Raw genomic sequence first — 15,566 nt, forward strand, 5'->3', positions numbered from 1 at the left:
TATACTGAAAATCCGGACCGCTTTATTTCTAGGGCATAATCCGAGATAATCAAGTATAGGAGTTTTTTTATATTATGAAAGCTAAGCGATACTCAACAGAATTTAAGTCATCAATTGTCACCTTGTATAATGAGGGACGTTCTGCTAATTCTCTAGCCAATGAATACCATTTGGCTGTACAAACCGTCACGGGTTGGGTGAAGAAAGCCCAAATCATTGGGACGGACGTTACCGGTAAGCCAGTGACTCGCGCCCAATTTAATGCAATGCAGAAAGAAGTCGCAAGACTCAAAGAAGAAAACGAAATTTTAAAAATTGCGGCCGTTTTGCTGGGCGAACATCGCAAGTAACACGTAAGACCCATTTTCCTATTGTTCAATCATTGCTAAAACAGCATTTTAAACTCATGATGGTGCTTCGCCTACTCAAAATACCCAAAAGCACCTACTTTGATTGGGTTCACTATACTGAGAGCCAACGACAACGAGAAGACACGATCTTAAAAGCTTTGTTGCGTGAAATTTGGCAAAATAACTATAAAGCTTATGGCGCGCCACGTCTGCGATTAGCATTAGCTGATCTGAATTTGCATCATGGAACCAACCGAGTTCGTCGTTTAATGCGAGAAGCTGGCATATACTCTGTCATGAGTCGTCGATTTAACAAACCAACGACAACTGTTGATTATCGTCAACGTCCCAACTTAATCAGGCATTTACCCGAAGCCAACGCTTGGCGCATGGACATCACTTATTTAAAGTTGAGTAATGGTCAGTGGGTCTATTTAGCGTCAGTTTTAGATTTACAAACGCGTAAGATATTAGCCCATCAAATCAGTGCCACGATGGATACCAAATTGGTAGTTACAACACTACAAAGATCGCTGTCAACTGATAAAAAACCAAATTATTTACACACTGATATGGGCAGTCAGTTCACTAGTTTTGGCTTTGAAAATTTGTTAAAGCGACATAAAATTGATCATTCGTATTCAAAACTAGGACATCCATATGATAATGCCAAAATTGAAAGTTTTCACTCCCTATTAAAGCGTGAAATGATTTATCAATTCCGGTTTCCATCGATTGCACATCTAATTTTAGATGTGTCCAAGTATATTCATTGGTTCAACAACGAAAGAATCAGTCTTGCCAATCAAAAAATAAAAGTTGCCTAATCAGTTCAGCCCTAGATAAAAAATATTCCGAATTATTGACTTATGAGCATAGTATTTCACATTCAATTTCATTACTATTGTTGCGTTGATTTTGAAATATTGATAATTAATTAGTCAAAATTCAAGTACTATAATATTATTTTTTTCATAATACTATTTAATGGTTTCATATTGCAATCAATCAAATTGTCTCGAAACTAATAGAAAATCATTACATTATGTTTATCATTAATGAGTGTAAATAAATATTTAATTAATGATCTTGATTTAATATACAGCGAAGTAACCTTTTAAAAAGTGATATAATTAACCTCACATGTAATTATTTTAATGAAGAGGTTAGTATGGTTGTTAGAATTGATTTTCATTTGCACACGATAGCAGATAAGCACAAAGATACCGAATTCACTTATTCAGAATCTTGGTTAAGAGAATATATTCAAAAGTGTGATATGGATGCAATTGCAATTACAAACCATAATCTTTTTGATAAGGATCAATTTGAAAGTATAACCTCTACTGGCAATTTACCTGAAAATTTAGAAATTTATCCAGGAATGGAGTTAAGTCTGCTCACAGGGCACGTCCTGGTAGTATACGATAACCAAGAAAAATACATTAGAGAGCTTACTGCAGCTTCAGAAAACATTTCTCAGCAAAATCTTGGAGAAAGTCAAGGAATTTCTGTTAACGATTTTATAAATATTTTTCCATCGTGGCAGAAAGCTATTTTAGTTTTTGATTTAAATAAAAGTAAAAGAATGCCTATTCCAGAAGAATTAACTTTTGGATTGAATTTGGCTGGAGTTTCAAATCAGCAACAGTTTCAAGTACAGTTGAATAAAGATGACCTACTGCCCGCCTTGTTTAGCGATGCTCATGTATCTGAAGACGAGCCAGATGACAGAAGAAACAACATCGACTTTTTAATGACGAAAGGCACTTTCTTAGACGAAGAGAGTGCTGAGTGGTCAAAAATAATAAGGGCTTTCAAAAATCGTGACAAAATTAGTTCAAATCCGGACTTATTAAATAGTGTTATTGAGTTGGGTAATAATGGTAAGCCAGTCAGAGTATCTACAGGGTTAAATTTAATTGTCGGTCGCAGAGGTTCAGGTAAGACGCACTTTATCAAGCAAATAAAAAATGAATTGGGCAACAATGAATTAGTTAATGATGAAAGCGATATTTTTTATCAAGAACAGTTCAATGTACAGGAAAATCGAAAAAGTTATTTAGAAAGTCAGCAAAATCAACAATCAGAAAAGGTTTTTCAGGAATGGTCTAACAAATATACTACCGAATGGGAAGTAATTGTTTCAGAAGTTATCCATGGTAATGAAGTTGAAAAAGTTGACGAGTGGTTAAGTAAACTTAAAGATTACGCTTCCAAAAAAAATAATAAAAGCGCTGCTTCAAAAATATTATTGCTGTCAGATCAACCATTTCACGTTACTGATAATGAAATATTGCAAAGACAATTAAATCAGTTACGAACAATGATTCAGACGGAGGAGTTATGGAAAGTCCTAGACAGCGATACCAAAATGACTTTTGAAAAAGCATACAATACGTTACGCAGTCACTTGAGTATGAAGCAGCAAGAAATGATTGTTAAACAATATGTTAATGATTTAGTTTCGGATGTTCAAAGTATGATTTCACAATATACTGGCTCTCCAAAATTACCAACTATCAATTTAACTAGCGTTTATGACCAAAAGTTGTTGTTTGAAAAAACCGATATTTTCATGGAATCGATTTTGAAAGAGGACATACTTGATACAAAAAAAGTATCAACATACAATATTGTGGTCAAAAAAAGACCATTTCGTAATGCAAAAGAACTCAAAGAGAAAATTGGTACGCCATCAGCCGTCAAAGAACGACTTTTTGATGATTACAAAAATGGTCACTTTGTAACTTTTCTAAAGACACTTGGAAATGCTCCAGAATATAAAAAAGAATATAAAGATGAGATACTGTCTAGATTAATTTTACAATTAGAGGTGCGACTAGAAACACAAGAAGGTATTGTAGCATCCGGAGGACAAGAAGTTGCATTTGCTTTAATGCTAGGATTAGAAAATGCCAAAAGGTATGATATTGCCCTAATTGATGAACCCGAGGGCTCACTAGACAATTATTTTATAAAAACTCAACTAGTTCCTAAATTACGAGAATTATCAAAGTATACTACAACTTTTGTTATAACTCATAACTCAACGCTAGGTACTTTGTTAAGACCTAATTATTTAGTTGTCGCAAAGCTTAATAAAAATAATGGGTTCGACATACTTTCTGGTAAATTTGACGATAAAAAAATAATGAATATTTCAACACAGCAGTCTTTTTTGTACAATGAAGATTTTATTGATGCTATGGAAGCCGGCTTAGCCACTTATCACGAAAAAGGAGAAGTTTATGATAGTTTGGGAAATTGAACCTACAGAGGTAAAAATGCGTGTAAGTAAAGATAAGTATGTAGATGCAAGTTTGATTACAAAAGACCACTTGTTTCAATTGATGAATCTAATGTTCAGTGAAGATGAAGAAACATTCCAACTGGCTAATGATGAAGACTTTTCTATTTTAAAAAACACTGTTCTCAGGGAAATTGTAGTGCAAATAAATAAAGCGTTGAAGGAATTTTATGATAATGTAGAAAATCAAAAAAACACTATTGAAAGAAAATTTCCTTCACTACAACAGTGAATTATGAATAAAAATAAACAATTCCACAAAAGGAGCAAAATCAGATTAACTGTTTTTGCTCCTTTTAATTTTAAATTAAGAAAGAGAGAATTTATATTATGGTTAATAAGTTTGGTAGTTTATCACTACAAGGAAAAAGTATCGGAAAGCTCACATTTGCTGGGCGTAATTTAGTTGGTTCGAATGCTGATGTGGCAGTGGCAATGTTGAATGTGAATAACACATTGAATACTGAAAACGTCACACCACAGGCTGGCTTTGATTTTAGTATAGCTTTTGGTACACCGCTAAAATTGATCGATGCAAAAATTATTGCTGGTACTGCTCGCAGTAACCAAAGAAATGGAGCTCGAGTTGCCACTAAGACTGGTACTTTGTTACCTATGTCTGATGCTAAAACAGACACTCTGCCAGAAGAAGAATATGATGCTGTATTCGTGTCAGGTAAAGACAAGACACCACATGGACGTGTGCGTAGTGCTGATGCGTTTGATAGTCATGATTTAGTTTTGTTTAGGGTTACACCTAACTATAAAACTGACAATCGTGGCGAAGTTGCTCGTGATGATTACGATGAACCAATTATTTCAAATTATCAGTTTAACTTTATTCAACAAAGCAAATCAGGCGATGTTGGCAATGATGATAACATTGTCCGTATTTTGGTTGACCCAGCAGAAAGTGAACGCTTGCAAGCTGGTTTGAAGCCGGGGGACAAGTTAGTACCACAAGGTTTGAAGTTTGCATTTGCTGGTAATGATGCCACTGATTGGACGGTGTATGCTGACACGTTAGTTTCACTTGATGAGAAGGCAACCGAAAAGCCAGCATCAAATCAAAGTAAGACAGCTACTAACCAAGCCGACAAAGTAAAAAGTTAATAGGATATATATATAGGAATTATATATTTAACTTCGTAGAAATGGATGGGTATGAGCGAATTATTTTATCCTCACTTTCATTGTCAGAAAGGTTTTTAATCGGGTGTGATTTATAAGTGCTGCACCTCTAAAAACAATGCGAAATTGTTTTGGTAACAAGTTAATTTACATTAAATAAATTAATAATAGAAAAATGATGCAATATTTTTTGTATTGTGCAATAATACTGGTTGAGTTAAAAATAAATAGTATTGGAAGTTATAAAATGTTAAAAGAAAATCAGTCAAAGTGGTCTTCGGCTGGTGCGCTAATTGCAATAGGCATAGTATTCGGTGATATTGGAACCTCGCCACTATATACAATGAATTCTATCTTGAATAGTGCAAAAAGCGCCCATAATCTTGACACTTTTGTTATTGGTTCTGTTTCATTAGTATTTTGGACTTTAATGTTAATTACTACTATTAAGTACGTTATCATAGCTTTGCAAGCTGACAACCATGGTGAGGGTGGTATCTTTGCTCTATACAGCAGAGTTAAAAAACCTAATAAAAAATGGCTATTATTACCAGCTTTAATTGGTGGGGCAGCTTTATTAGCCGACGGAACATTGACTCCAGCAGTTACAGTTACTACAGCTATAGAGGGCTTGAAGGGGCAAGGGATAGGCGAATTTATTTTTCCAAATAATCAAACCATAGTTTTGTTTGTAGTGACTGTGATTTTATTAATTGTTTTCACATTCCAAAAAGCTGGTACAAAAAAAATCGGAAAAATTTTTGGACCCGTCATGCTTACTTGGTTCTTGTTTATTGGTTTTTTTGGTCTAGTTAACATCTTTAGTGATCTATCAATCCTTAAAGCTCTGTCACCAACATATGCCATTGCTGTTCTATTTAGTCCTGAGAACAAGACTGGAATTTTTATTTTAGGAAGCGTTTTTTTAGCTACCACTGGTGCTGAAGCGCTATATTCTGACATGGGTCATGTTGGTAAGCATAACATTTATGTTAGTTGGATTTTTGTCTACACCATGCTAATCCTGAATTATATGGGACAGGGTGCCTGGATTATGTCTCATGCTAATCAAGAAAATCTGTTGATGCAATCGTCTAATCCATTTTTCGAGATTTTACCCAGTGGGTGGCGGATTTTTGGAGTGGTAATGGCCGCTTTAGCAGCAATCATTGCTTCTCAAGCTCTCATTTCTGGGGCATACACTTTAGTCAGTGAAGCCATGAATTTAAAGGTCATTCCTCGTTTGCGTACTTTTTACCCTAGTGAAGCAAGAGGGCAAATGTACATTGGTACTGTGAACTGGCTACTATGCATTATAGGTTTGATTATTGTATGGGCATTCCAAACTTCTCATAACATGGAAGCTGCTTATGGACTTTCAATTACAATAACAATGCTGATGACAACGTTGTTACTGTATCAATTTATTAAGCAAGAAATGAAAAATAAAATTTTGGCTTTCTTTTTTGTGGTCATCTTTGGAATGATTGAAACCGTATTTTTGATAGCAAGTCTTGGTAAATTTTTACATGGTGGTTATGTAACATTGATTATAATGGTTGCTATTTTAAGCGTTATGATGATTTGGTTCTATGGTAATAAACGTCGTGAGGCCATATCTCAACAAAATGATTATCTTTCTTTAAAAGATTACAGAAAACAACTTATTAATTTGTCGAAAGATAATGAAGAGCCAATCTTTGCTTCGAATTTAGTTTATATTGTAAATATTCATCAAAACTACATGCTAAAAAGAAACATCATATACTCTATTCTAGGCTCAAAACCTAAAAGAGCTGAAACATACTGGTTTGTTACTATACGTTCATCAAACGATCCGTATGAAAAAAGCTATTCAGTCGATATGTTGGGTACTAACAATATCGTACATGTTACGTTAAACATTGGATTTAAAGTTGAACCACAAGTTAACATGTACATGAAGCAAATTGCCAATAATCTTGTTAAACAAAATATTATAAAACCACAGTTTCCTAAATATACGCTTAATAAGCGAGGAACTGTTGGAGAATTTAAGTATATTATGGCGAACCAAAATTATGAAGATTTACTTAATCTACCAGACATTCATACTTGGGATCGCTTTATTATATCTGGTAGATTATGGCTGCAATCACATACTGTTAAACCAAGTAGTTTTTATGGGCTAGAAGTGAGTGATGTACTGGAGGAAACAGTGCCATTATTTATTAAAGATTCAAACAAAAGTAAAATTAAACTTATTCAAAACGAGGTTAAAAATGTCATCAAACCTGAATAAAATTAAAATCAAATTTTATTAATTTGAGTTAGTGGCTGGGCTGACAGGATTGCTGTTCAGTAAATTTAATAGAAAGGTTAAAAGGCTGATTAAATAATCAGTCTTTTTTAGTTGTTACAATGACACAAAAAATGATTTATTTTAGCTTTATGTTTGGGGTTTGGCTCGTCTATGTTGGGTTGACGTTCCCTATATTTTTACTCTTTATGAGTTTGGGTCAATCACTACATGTCGCTATGATAGTTGCCAGTGTTTTGACCTTTTTATTTATTATCGTTCAAAGAACCTTTAGAGGTTTACATTTAATCAATCAATTACAAAAGAATATTTGAGAGAAAGGGTAGGTTACTAAATTAGTAGCCTTTTTTATTTAAAAATTATGCAAAATTCAAAAACGTATAAATTATACAAATCTGGTAAGCTCTGGGTTGTTGGGGCGGTTGCAGTAGCTGGTGTTGCTGTGAGTGCTAACACTACACAAGTTAGTGCTGATACTGTACCAACCACAACTGATGCTAGTACAGCACAATCAGTACAAGCAACAACTAAGGCGTTGCCACAAGTTAAGGCAGTTGTACTAAGTGCATCAACTGATGTTGTGAGTGATGCCAGTTCAACCGTAGATGACGGTACGACCGTTGACAATGGTGGCACATCAAACAATGACGGTACCACAGTAGATAATGGTGGCAGTTCTTCATCATCTGATAATGGCGGTTCCGGTTCATCAAGCGACAACAACGGTGGCGGTTCTTCGTCTGACAATGGCGGTTCTGGTTCATCAAGTGACAACAACGGTAGCGGTTCTTCATCAAATGATGACGGGACAACCGTTGATAATGGTGGTAGTTCTTCATCATCTGATAATGGCGGTTCAAGTTCATCAAGCGATAACGGTGGCAGTTCTTCATCTGATAATGGTGGTTCAAGCTCATCAAGTGATAACAATGGTTCATCATCAAATGGTGGCGGTACGGATAGTTCAACGACAGGTGGCAATGGGTCATCAAGCGATAATAACACTGTTCCACTTACACCAACAACGCCTGACACAAACAATCAAGGCGAAGTCAACCATGTTAAGCCAGTTGAAGTAACACCTGATAATTCAGGAAACGTTGTTGATGTGCCAACACAAGTTGCTAGTGTACCTAGCGTTGCTCGTGCAGTTGAAGCTTATAATCAAGCACTAACGGCTAATGACAAAGATGCGACAAAGGCACCAGTTGTTGAAGCCAAGCAAAAACTTGATGACGCCGTAGCTAAGGCATTGCCATTAACACATGCCACAGAAAAGTCATTTATGGCTGGTAATGGCATCTTAGCATTGGCAATGTCTGGTTTAGTTGCTTTGGGTGGTTTGATTTACAAGCGTAAGCAAATTTAATAATGTGATGTAAAAATAGCGAAAGGGGGTGTGAAATGCGTGGTCTCCCAAAACTCAAAGTGAATTTTGAGTATGAAAAGAAACAAAAAGATAAAGCGGTAAAAATTCCAAAAGCACATGTTTATAACTTGAGCAAAGTACGTAAAATTGTTGTTGGTTTGTTGATTATCCTAGTGCTTTATTTTGCCTATGTTTTAGTCTTAGCCAATAGTGTTGCGATTAAAAACCGTGAATTAAGGCATAACATTACCAATCTTACAACTAGACTGGATAAAGCCAGTGCTGGGACAACCAGTTATAACCCAATTGTGGGGCAATACTTGGCAAATTTTGTGACGGCTTACTATACATTTGATAAAAGTAAGTCTGATGCTTGGTTAGATAAGGTTACGCCTTATTTTGCTAAGAATGTCACTTTATCATCATCGACCAATACCGAAGATATGAAGCTGTTACAAGCTAAATTGAACGGTATTTTTACGGTGGATAGTATCAAAACGGCACAATATAATCTCACAATTGATAATGACGGTAAGCAGAACGCTATGACCGTTAATGTGCCTTATACACAAGATAATGATAAATTGACTGTGATTGGTTTACCTTATGTGGCTAATGAGATTGATAGTGTTGGTCAAGTGGGTAAAGCTAGATTTGATAAGACTGGTAAAACAATCAATGATGAAGCGGTCACGGCAAAAGTTCAAAAATTTACCAAACAATTCGTGCAAAAATATGTTTCTAGTTCAACTAAAGATATGTCATTGTTCATGAATAACCCTGTGGGCTTAGATAATGCGGTAGATTTGGTTAACCTTGATGAGAGTGATATTAAGGTCACTGGTTCAGCAGATAAACCAATTGTCACTACTAAAATCAAAGTTAAAGTACATGGTTCAGATATTACGCAAGTGCAGACAATTTACTTAGAACTTAAAAAGCAAAATTCTACTTATTTTGTCACGAAGTTTTTACAAGCTTAGAAAGGGGGTATCAGATTGGACTTTTATAATTCAATTAAACCTTTATTGTTAGTTGGTACGGTTGTTATTGCTGGTGGACGTGCGTTGATGCATTATGGAAAAAATGAATCTAAAGATATGTGGATGTCAATTTTTATTGGTGCATTAGTGTATTTCTTCGTCAATGGACCGCAAAATAGTTTACAGGCGTTTAGTGGTATTTTGAATGCTTTGCTAAATTGGGTTAAGGGTATTGGTGGTTAAGATGTTTAATTATCGACGAGTTTATATCAATTCAGCGAAGTTTAGTAAGATTGGTAAAGGTATGCGTTTACCGATTATGGTTGACACAAGGTTTCTATACTTGTTTTCAATCACGTTAATCATCACAGCATTCATTAGTTATGTCTTAGGTTGGTTTCACATGCAGTATCTTAGTTTAGGGTTTGGGTTAATCATAGTCAGTGAAGTAGCCGTTTACTATTTAGACCGTCAACTTAAAAGAGATAATCTACCATTTGAAACAACGATCAGATATTTAGTCACTTACGTTTGGCAGTTTTGGTTTCGGAAAAATCAATTGTATCAGGGAAAGCGTGTTAATAGTAATTCAAAGCAGTACATGATACTGTAAGTAAAAAATTTTAAAGAGCATGGTCAAACATGCTTTTATTAAGGCATCGTCAATCAAACGATAGGGCAAGTTGGGGCAGTACCAGCAGATGCGTAAGAAATTAAAAAAGACAATGAGAAAGGTGGTGTATTAAAATGGACTTAACAAAACGAGATGTGAGAGAAATTGCAATGTCAAAGTATTTTAATAAAAAAACAGTTCCATATTGGGTTATTGCTGTATTAGTTGTGTTGAGTGCCGTTATTTTAGCCGTGCAATTCAAAGCTAATTCAAGTAATCAGACAACAACAGCGACTGTGAAAACATCAAGTAGTTCAGAAAAAGCATCATCGAGTACCAAAAAATATGTTGCTGGTAAAGATTACAAGATCACTTATAGTAATACCAATTTAATTGACAAGGCTACTTTAGATAAGGCTTTAAAAGATAGTACTGGTGCGGATATATCTTATATGATGGATACGTCCGAAGACGGTGGCGACATGGCAAAGGTTGAAGTCTACTACAACAAAGATAAAAATTTGTTAGTTGAAAATTTGTTCAAAAACGGACATTCGAGTAATGAAGCCACAACTGCTGTTGTATATAATTTAAAAAACAATCAAATTGTCAATAGTGGCGTAAATTACGACACAAATTACCAGTCGTCATGGCTGGTTTATACATGGGAAAATTTAACTAAATAAGCTATACAAGAAACATTTACAAAAATTGTAAGTGTTTTTTTAATGCACTAAGAAAGGGAAATGATGAAAAAGTCAATTATATTATTACTTGTGATTGGTTCAATGCTTAGTTCACTGTTTGTCAGTAGCTTTGTGATTGCGCCACAACCTGTTTATGCCTTAACCGTTGATACACCAGCTTTAAGAAAAGCAAAACGTGAGTCGGATAAAGAAGCCTTGGCAAAAGATAAGGCAGACGGCAAGGCAGTCTATGAGGGGACAACACAACCTACTCACACCGAGAAAACGATTAAAGACAAACTAAAATATAACGATATTGATTGGATAAATAAGAATATTTCAAAAAATTTCACGGCTTACTATCAATCAGGCTCGTGGACAGATTTAGGTTTAAGTTCAGCGCATCTTGTAGCGAGCTTGTTTATGTCATTAAATCTCTATATCATCTATCCATTGTTTGATACAGCTTTATCAAAGATGTTTGATTTAACTAATATCACGCAAGGGATCAATAATATTTTCTCAAATGTGCAACAATTCACCAAACAAACATGGGCTGGGGCAGTTTTTAAACAATTATTGTATACTGCTTTTGGTTTAGGGCTTGTTTGGGTCTTTATTCAAAGTGTCAAAAGTGGTGCTGGTTTGAAAGCCATTTTATCGGTTTTGTTAGTAGCGATTATTGGTAGTGCTTGGATAAGCGCTGGTGGTACAGTATTGACGAAAGTTAATGAATTTACGTCAACCGCTCAAACGGCTATGTTTACTGAAACTTCCAATATTAACGGACAATTTACTGACAGTGGCGATAAATTTGAGAGTGCAATCAGAAGAGCTTATTTTGAAAAGGCAGTTATACGTCCTTATACATTAGCGAACTTTGGAACAACCAATTTAGATGCGAGCGAAAAAGACGGCTCTTATCGTTTAATTGGTGGTAAAGCTGATAGTGATGTGATTGATGCCTTAGCCAAATCAAATGATTATCTTTCTAAGGACGGTGGCGAAGAATGGTATCAAGCATCTGTCGGTCTTATGGCGCCACTTATGTCACTAGCTTATGGTATACCATTGTTGATGATTGGGGTATTTAATTTGATACTCCAGTTAGGGGCTATTCTACTTTATTATCTGTCGCCTTTCACAGTTTTGTTATCATTGTTGCCACGCTTTTCAAACAGTGCTTTAAAAACTGGTTTGAGTGCGTTAGGCTTATTATTCGCAAAAATTGGGTTATTATTTGGCATCATGTTTGTTTCATGGGTCGGTACAGTCACAGATACGATTGTACCAGTCACAAATAGTGCTAGTGCGCTACTCAATTCAATTGTCTATATTGTTCTAATGGTTTTGCTTTGGAAAAATAAATCATTCCTGGTCCAAACGGTAACTGGTTCATCAATGGCAAATCAGGCTTTGAATAAAATTCAACTGACACAAGCAGGACAACGTGCAATGTTAGCTGGTAGTGAAATGGTCAACTCAACTAAACATGGCTTAGAAAATGTCAAAGGTTTTAGTGGTCGTCATGTTATAGACAAATCAGAAGACAAGTCAAAAGGTAAAGATGATGAAGATTATGATGAAAACCGTGATAGACGTGGCAATGCACCTGATGAGCAAGAAATGCGTGAATTAGAAGAACAGCGCAGACAAGAACGTGCAGAACGTTTGGCTGATGAAGCAGAACGTCAACGTCAAAGAGATGATGATGAAGAAAATATTGATCCTGATAACTCTGATGAAGATTACATTGATAGGCGTGGTCATGGCGAAGATGATGAATTGCCAACCTATACACGTACACCTTATCTTATTCAAAATCATGACAATACCGAAAGCTACGGAAACGTTTCTAATGAGCCTGACAAGGCGTTTAATCGTGGTCGAGTATTAGATGACGAAAGTAGTGAAAAACTAGCTGAGAAGAGACGTGAAGCACGTTCACAAGTTTTGAAGCCTAGTGCTAAATCAGTTACACCAAAATCAATGATAGTAGATGATGATAAATTGCAACAACGCAATTTTGATGAAGCAGTTCATCATCAAGAAGAAATAACGAAAGATGAAGAAAAAGAGTTAGATAAGGAGTTGTGATGCAAAAACAATTAGTGTCTCATTTCAAACGTAAAATTTTGCTTTTCTTAGCGCCTTATTTAGCTTGCTTCTTAGTGCTGTTACTTATTGTAATGGCACTTTTTTATCAGGATAATAACAATGACTGTCAAAGTACAGATACCACAGTAACTGTTACAATCAATGCCGATAAAGAAGCGGTTGCTAAGTCTTTGCATGACAATCTTAAAAAAATATCAGGTGTGACTGAAGCTGGTATTGCTGGATATTTAGGCAATACACAGCATGAAAGTGGCTTTAATTCTAGCGTGATACAATCAAATGCGCCTTACAGTGAAAGTCAAGCCATGAACCCTAAAGTAAGTGGTTACGCTTTTGGGCTTAATCAATGGGACAATTCACGGCGTGTTGAGTTAATCAATTATGCTAAGTCCAAAAATAAGCTGTGGACTGATGCAAGTGTGCAGTATGATTTTGCGCTTAATCATGACGGTACAAATTCCGACTTATTAAAGCAAGGTCTGAGAATGACTAACATTGATGATGCCACAGAATTTTTAAGAGCTAGTTGGGAACGCGGTGGTGCTGGGACAACAGCTACAAGACAAAGCTATGCTCGTTCTTGGTATGCTAAGTTTTCCAATGGGTCATCAGATACAGCCGTTGATACGGCAACTAATGGTACAGAAACAACGCAAAATACTGATAACACAACCAACAATTCAAATGGTTGTGCCACTAATGTTGCGCAAGGTATGGGAACGAGTGGTGCGCCAGTTAAAGAAATTCCTAGTGCTTATAAAAGTAAAATCAAAGATACCAATTTCACAGCCACTTCATCATCAAACACTTACCCATTCGGACAATGTACTTGGTACACCTATAATCGTATGCAAGAATTAGGCACACAAGTAGAAAATGGTTTAGGTAATGGGGCTGATTGGGGCAAGAACGCCAAAGCCAAAGGATATAAAACTGATAGTCAGCCACATGTTGGTTGGGCAGTTAGTTTCTCACAAGGTGCAGATGGTGCCGACCCGACCTACGGACACGTTGCCGTAGTTGAAGCGATCAGTGATGACGGTAAACATTTCTTAGTTAGTGAATGTAATGTTGTGGCATCTGGTACTGGTACAGTCAGTTTCCGTGAGTTAACGGCTGGTCAAGGTGTTACTTTTATTCAAGGTAAATAATCGAAAGGAGAAAGTATGAAAAATAGCCGTTTAATTATCTTTGCTAGTTTAGTGTTGGCTGGTATTTTGTTAGTTCAGTTTAATCAAATACCTAACTTGGATAAACAATTAGGACAGGCTAGGACAGATTTAAAACAGGCAAAAGCTAATCAGGTTAAATCACAAACGATTGTATCAAGTCCAAAATCACAACAAGCAACGGTTACTGATAGCACTAATCAAGTGACTACTTTTGTCAAAACATTTAGTAATCAACCGACTTCAACTTATCCTGATAGTTTGAAAGGGTTGGCAACTCAAAAAGTGATTAACGAACTAACCCAAACTTTTGCGCCTAGTGTCACGTTTAGTGATAAAGCACACTATGATGTACCACTTATAGGGGTCAAAAATGCTTGGGGGTCTGATTTAGAATATTTGGTTATTGCTAAGAGTGATGCACAAAGTGTGGCTTATACAATCACTTATGATACTGATGAAAAACAAGTCACAGATATGTCACGACTAACCTTGAAAGGAGCATTCGATAATGAAAAATAAAATCTTACTTAGCATTATGGGTTTGCTTTTGGTTGGTCTTGGCATCATGATGTCAATTACTAATGGTAAAAGAGTACAAATTGAACAAGTTAGAAAGGAAGTGTCGCAAGTGACTAAAACTCAAAAACATGTGACCACTCAAATTGATAACTTACAAACCACGTACAATGCCAATGATGCCAAAGCTAAGAGCAGGTTACTTGAATTTGCAAAAGCCTATTATACTTTTAGTAGTCAATCAGATTATGATAAGCGATTTAGTCAAGTATCAGCTATTTTAAGTTTATCTAATGACCAAAAAAATCAATTATTTGATAGCGGACTAGATGCCACAGGTGGGTCACGTATTGATAATTTAGGTTTAACTAGTCAATACCAGACAGCCACAGGGTACACCAGTGATTTGGATAACCAAACAATCGAAAGTTTAGCGACTGTCGTTGTCAAAACAAGTGGTACAGCGCAAAAGGCAGTCAATCAAACCGTACTATTACATGGCTGGTTTGATATAAAAAGTCAAAAACTAACATCAATTAAAATCAATCAAATACAGTAAGGAGTATGAATGATGAAGCATTATATTAAAGGGGGTAATGAGACTAAGAAAGGGAATAAAAAACAGTTACCCAAACCAATTTTAATTATTGTCAATAAAGTATTACCGGTCATTTTGTTACTAGTGGCTGGTTTTTTCTTTATTCCTTACGTATCAATGAATTTTCAAAATAATGCTGTGGATCATATCAATAAGGACAATGGATCCGTGATGTTTTACAGTTCATCGTGTTCACATTGCCAAAAGGTCTATCCTAAAATCTTTTGGCACAATGTTTTGAATTTTAAAAACGCTGGCAAGCAAATTCAAACAATCAATGTACAAAACCCAAATAACAAGCATTACATTAGTGAGTTTGCTGTGCAAGAAACACCAACGTTTATGAAACCAAATAACCCAGATATTCGGGTGGTCTCAACTGATGTACAAGTGATTAACGATTTTTCAGAAAGGTAGGATA

16 protein-coding genes and 1 pseudogene are annotated in these 15,566 nt (G+C 35.6%); all 17 read left to right on the plus strand.

Going from position 1 to position 15,566, the window contains the following annotated elements; genetic code table 11:
- Positions 1-74 precede the first annotated feature (74 nt).
- Complete coding sequence (locus A6B45_RS05340) at positions 75-350, plus strand: transposase (protein WP_004906421.1); 276 nt, start codon at positions 75-77, stop codon at positions 348-350.
- Positions 350-1,177 (plus strand): annotated as a pseudogene (locus A6B45_RS05345) (IS3 family transposase); the annotation flags it as partial. The gene A6B45_RS05340 and the pseudogene A6B45_RS05345, both read left to right, overlap by 1 nt.
- Before the next feature lie 344 nt (positions 1,178-1,521).
- A complete protein-coding gene (locus A6B45_RS05350) occupies positions 1,522-3,621 on the plus strand; it encodes a PHP domain-containing protein (RefSeq protein WP_072613677.1) in 2,100 nt (699 codons plus the stop codon).
- Positions 3,602-3,892, plus strand: a complete 291-nt coding sequence (locus A6B45_RS05355; protein WP_072613678.1) for a hypothetical protein — start codon at positions 3,602-3,604, stop codon at positions 3,890-3,892. Before A6B45_RS05350 ends, A6B45_RS05355 begins: the two co-directional genes overlap by 20 nt.
- A gap of 98 nt (positions 3,893-3,990) precedes the next feature.
- Positions 3,991-4,773 (plus strand): hypothetical protein, encoded by a 783-nt coding sequence (locus tag A6B45_RS05360; RefSeq protein ID WP_072613679.1) that lies wholly within the window; start codon positions 3,991-3,993, stop codon positions 4,771-4,773.
- A 265-nt stretch (positions 4,774-5,038) separates the two neighbouring features.
- Positions 5,039-7,072, plus strand: a complete 2,034-nt coding sequence (locus tag A6B45_RS05365) for a KUP/HAK/KT family potassium transporter (protein WP_072613680.1) — start codon at positions 5,039-5,041, stop codon at positions 7,070-7,072.
- Positions 7,073-7,191: 119 nt separating this feature from the next.
- Positions 7,192-7,404: a hypothetical protein gene (locus A6B45_RS10670; RefSeq protein ID WP_072613681.1), complete on the plus strand. Its 213-nt coding sequence runs from the start codon at positions 7,192-7,194 to the stop codon at positions 7,402-7,404.
- Between the two features lie 47 nt (positions 7,405-7,451).
- Positions 7,452-8,459: a serine-rich aggregation substance UasX gene (uasX, locus tag A6B45_RS05375; protein ID WP_072613682.1), complete on the plus strand. Its 1,008-nt coding sequence runs from the start codon at positions 7,452-7,454 to the stop codon at positions 8,457-8,459.
- A 35-nt stretch (positions 8,460-8,494) separates the two neighbouring features.
- Positions 8,495-9,442 carry a conjugal transfer protein gene (locus tag A6B45_RS05380; RefSeq protein WP_072613683.1) on the plus strand — a complete coding sequence of 316 codons (948 nt, stop codon included), beginning with the start codon at positions 8,495-8,497 and terminating at the stop codon, positions 9,440-9,442.
- Between the two features lie 15 nt (positions 9,443-9,457).
- Positions 9,458-9,685, plus strand: coding sequence for a TcpD family membrane protein (locus A6B45_RS05385; RefSeq protein WP_010385861.1), 228 nt, complete (start codon positions 9,458-9,460; stop codon positions 9,683-9,685).
- Position 9,686: 1 nt separating this feature from the next.
- Positions 9,687-10,055 (plus strand): hypothetical protein, encoded by a 369-nt coding sequence (locus A6B45_RS05390; RefSeq protein ID WP_004902669.1) that lies wholly within the window; start codon positions 9,687-9,689, stop codon positions 10,053-10,055.
- Between the two features lie 134 nt (positions 10,056-10,189).
- The gene (locus A6B45_RS05395) at positions 10,190-10,741 is read left to right on the plus strand and encodes an alanyl-tRNA synthetase (RefSeq protein WP_072613684.1); all 552 of its coding nucleotides are present in this window, start codon (positions 10,190-10,192) and stop codon (positions 10,739-10,741) included.
- Positions 10,742-10,804: 63 nt separating this feature from the next.
- A complete protein-coding gene (locus A6B45_RS05400; protein ID WP_072613685.1) occupies positions 10,805-12,838 on the plus strand; it encodes a CD3337/EF1877 family mobilome membrane protein in 2,034 nt (677 codons plus the stop codon).
- Positions 12,838-14,010 (plus strand): phage tail tip lysozyme, encoded by a 1,173-nt coding sequence (locus A6B45_RS05405; RefSeq protein ID WP_072613686.1) that lies wholly within the window; start codon positions 12,838-12,840, stop codon positions 14,008-14,010. Before A6B45_RS05400 ends, A6B45_RS05405 begins: the two co-directional genes overlap by 1 nt.
- Positions 14,011-14,025: 15 nt before the next feature.
- On the plus strand, positions 14,026-14,550 hold the full coding sequence (locus A6B45_RS05410; protein WP_072613687.1) for a hypothetical protein: 525 nt from the start codon (positions 14,026-14,028) through the stop codon (positions 14,548-14,550).
- Complete coding sequence (locus tag A6B45_RS05415) at positions 14,540-15,106, plus strand: hypothetical protein (RefSeq protein ID WP_072613688.1); 567 nt, start codon at positions 14,540-14,542, stop codon at positions 15,104-15,106. The genes A6B45_RS05410 and A6B45_RS05415 overlap by 11 nt, the downstream gene beginning before the upstream one ends.
- 12 nt (positions 15,107-15,118) lie before the next feature.
- Positions 15,119-15,562 carry a thioredoxin domain-containing protein gene (locus tag A6B45_RS05420; protein ID WP_072613689.1) on the plus strand — a complete coding sequence of 148 codons (444 nt, stop codon included), beginning with the start codon at positions 15,119-15,121 and terminating at the stop codon, positions 15,560-15,562.
- The last annotated feature ends 4 nt before the right edge of the window (positions 15,563-15,566 follow it).

This window comes from Leuconostoc suionicum, from assembly GCF_001891125.1.
Taxonomy (GTDB): domain Bacteria; phylum Bacillota; class Bacilli; order Lactobacillales; family Lactobacillaceae; genus Leuconostoc; species Leuconostoc suionicum.